Raw genomic sequence first — 2,780 nt, 5'->3', positions numbered from 1 at the left:
AACAGTGGACGTGATTTGTGTCTAACAAACAATTTAAGAGTGACTCCTAACGCTTGCCGATTTCACTCTGGTTTGAATTTTGTGTTTACGGCGCAATGGTTTAGCTTGGGTGTTTTAGCGTTGTCGCACCTTAATTGGGCGTTAGCTTCTCTTGAGAAATTAGAGTTTATAATCAGTATCGCATGTGTTAAAATTGCTGCTTAAGTACACATTGGTAGCGCGGGAGAGTGGTTCTCGGATGTTGTTTCAACAGTAAGCACTGTAAATAATGTATTAACAGTTCTTGATTTGTTTCGTTCATTCATTAATCACTTCGGAGTTCGAATCTCCACAGTCCAAGAGGAGCTACAGATGAAAGCAAAGAAAATCGTTCCATTTACGAAAAACTTAGTTACTAAAGCATTAGATGTAATCGACCACCCAGTTGTTCGTGCATCACTCTTCCTGCTAGGTATTGGCGTTGCCTTCCCGCTACCAATGTGTATTTCCTCTCCTTATGACAGTCGATATTTTCATACCATAAGCTAACAAAGCATTTAAGACGGATTCCCAACGCTTGGCATTTTTGGTTTGCTTTAGCTTCAGTGTTTACGGCATCATACTTTTAGTTTGGTGGCCTGCGTTGCTCACCACTTAATGCGGCGTTATGCAGCAGAGAGAAAATTATGAACTCGTACAATGAATTGGCTCAGATTTTAGACCGTTTGAGCTTCTCTGATTTCTATTTTAACCAAATAAGCAATGCACATTGCCAGGTAGATTTTGGTAAGCGAAAGGGGAAAATAGATTTTACATCCATTAAATCAGCAGCTGAACAATACACTTATGAGTCCTCTGGGAAATACTCCGTAAGCATTGACCGTCAGTTAGGTACTCTAGAAGAAACTCCAAATGCTGAACTTATTTTGCAATGCGTTGAGGTTTTTGATTGGGGTGGTGTTCAAGCATCAAATATTATTGATGCTATTAATCTTCATCGAAAAAATGAACTGAAACCGTACCTTGCGGAGTGTAAAGTTTGGTTTGAAAATGATGATGATTTGATAGTCGCTCTCGACAAACTAAGTTGGTCTAGTGGTTGGACAAAAGTTTTCTCATTTATGTTCGAGCTCACCACTATCTATGATTCAAGAGTTGCTGCATATATTAATTATATATTCGCTAGCTTTTTCGACTCGCTACAAGGTCTGGAGCAGAAATCAGAACTAACAATGATAACAAAGCACCTTGTTTCATTTAAAGGTTCAGGGACACGAGTTCGATGTTTAAATAGTGAACTTCGTGGAATGTTAGGGGTTAAAATGAAGTCATCGGACGATAAGCGTAACTTTAAAGCAAATAAAGTGGCATCGTGGTTTTTGAGGTATTTGTCTAAGCTGGAGTATGGCGAGGTTACTCAAGCAAACTTTAGGAAAATGGATAAGGCAATGTTTATGTTAGGCTTTGACATTAAACAAATTGATCTCCGCGCCCCCTTTGAGTAGCTGCATAACAAAGCGTTTAAGACGGACTCCCAACGCTTGGCGGCTTTAGTTCAAAGATATGCATCAGTGTTTATGGCACAATGTCTTGAGTGCAGTGGTAGCGTTGCTCGCCACTTAACGCGGCGTTATACGGAGGGAGTGATATGGTCGATAGTAGCGTAACAAGAGACCACAATTTGGATGTATTACAAGGTCTTGGGTTTATAAGGCACTCAAATACCACAGTTTTTCACAAATATAGGATTAGCTTATTATCTCCAGCAGTCGGAGAGAATCAATCTGGTGGGTATTGGTTTGATGTGCGTAAAGTAAACATTGAGCGGCTAGCTTCAGTTGCATACTTGTGCGTAAGGATTGTCCCAGATCTTTTTGTTCTCGAACCGTGGGATAAAATTTCTGAACTCATTACTCCAGAGTTAATGGATAATCGTCCAAACTCTGGTGACGTCTGGGGACTTGGCGTAACTTTCCAAGTAAATTGTATGACTGCTCAGCTGTTTAATAAGTCATCATCGAGCACTAAGGTTAATTCCCCTCTACTCACAAGGGATGAAGTTATAAATGCTTTAAATTCATTGGCATAAATCCGTATAACAAAGCGTTTAAGACGGACTCCCAACGCTTGGCGTTTTCGGCTCACTTCATTTTTAGTGTTTATGTCACAATGGTTTAGGTAGGGTGGTTAGCGTTGCTCGCCACTTAACGCGGCGTTAGGGCTCTCGAGTGAGACTTGTGTTTAAGTTATTGTCCTAAAAGTAGCTATAATTCATCGTTTTCTTTCGGTTATAGGAGCGAGAAATGGATTACATACTAGCTGGGGTCGTTATCTTTTCGGTAGGTACAGGAGCTGCTTCCATTAAACGTTATATGGAGATTAATACTGAAAAAATCATCGCTAATCAAAAACAGTTAGAAAGTAATCTAATTGAAGATAATCAAAAACTCAAAGAGCAAGTCAAAGAACAGACTGAGGAGCTCTTGATCATGATGAGATACGTGAAAATCCACAAAAGTATGGACCACTACAAAGATTTCAGAGAACACATGAAAACAGCGATGTTTCTAAATCACAATAGTTTTGATGATAACTAAACCAAGCCCTAACAAACTGTTCAAGAGTGATTCGCAACGCGTGGCGTTTTTACTATGCGTTGATTTTAGTGTTTAAGGCGGTATGCGGCGGCATCGGTAATGTGTTGCTCACATATATGGTCTCCCCCGGTTTTGCAAGTCAGTAGCATAATTAAAAGCGCAGGTTAACTTCCATATATACGGCCTGTTTAAGCGGCTATTGCC

Annotated in this window: 5 protein-coding genes; all 5 read left to right on the top strand. The window is 40.0% G+C overall.

Annotated features, from left to right (window positions below; genetic code table 11):
* Window positions 1–204: hypothetical protein (locus tag F0249_RS20150; protein WP_216599672.1), on the top strand; the 204-nt coding region annotated here is incomplete at its 5' end.
* 147 nt (window positions 205–351) lie between these two features.
* Window positions 352–528 (top strand): hypothetical protein, encoded by a 177-nt coding sequence (locus tag F0249_RS19655; protein WP_171757602.1) that lies wholly within the window; start codon window positions 352–354, stop codon window positions 526–528.
* A gap of 137 nt (window positions 529–665) precedes the next feature.
* Window positions 666–1,484 carry a hypothetical protein gene (locus tag F0249_RS19650; protein ID WP_171757601.1) on the top strand — a complete coding sequence of 273 codons (819 nt, stop codon included), beginning with the start codon at window positions 666–668 and terminating at the stop codon, window positions 1,482–1,484.
* Between the two features lie 143 nt (window positions 1,485–1,627).
* Window positions 1,628–2,068, top strand: coding sequence for a hypothetical protein (locus F0249_RS19645; protein ID WP_171757600.1), 441 nt, complete (start codon window positions 1,628–1,630; stop codon window positions 2,066–2,068).
* Window positions 2,069–2,282: 214 nt separating this feature from the next.
* Window positions 2,283–2,576 (top strand): hypothetical protein, encoded by a 294-nt coding sequence (locus tag F0249_RS19640; protein ID WP_171757599.1) that lies wholly within the window; start codon window positions 2,283–2,285, stop codon window positions 2,574–2,576.
* Window positions 2,577–2,780 lie beyond the last annotated feature (204 nt).

It is taken from the genome of Vibrio sp. 03-59-1 (genome assembly GCF_013114135.1).
Lineage (GTDB): Bacteria > Pseudomonadota > Gammaproteobacteria > Enterobacterales > Vibrionaceae > Vibrio > Vibrio cortegadensis.
The sequence above is the reverse complement of the archived record's forward strand: the minus strand, read 5'-3'. Positions and strand labels throughout refer to the sequence as shown.

Coding starts and splice junctions, on each gene's coding strand:
- F0249_RS19645 (WP_171757600.1), top strand. CDS start 1,628: ATGGTCGATAGTAGCGTAACAAGAGACCACAATTTGGATGTATTACAA.
- F0249_RS19650 (WP_171757601.1), top strand. CDS start 666: ATGAACTCGTACAATGAATTGGCTCAGATTTTAGACCGTTTGAGCTTC.
- F0249_RS19655 (WP_171757602.1), top strand. CDS start 352: ATGAAAGCAAAGAAAATCGTTCCATTTACGAAAAACTTAGTTACTAAA.
- F0249_RS19640 (WP_171757599.1), top strand. CDS start 2,283: ATGGATTACATACTAGCTGGGGTCGTTATCTTTTCGGTAGGTACAGGA.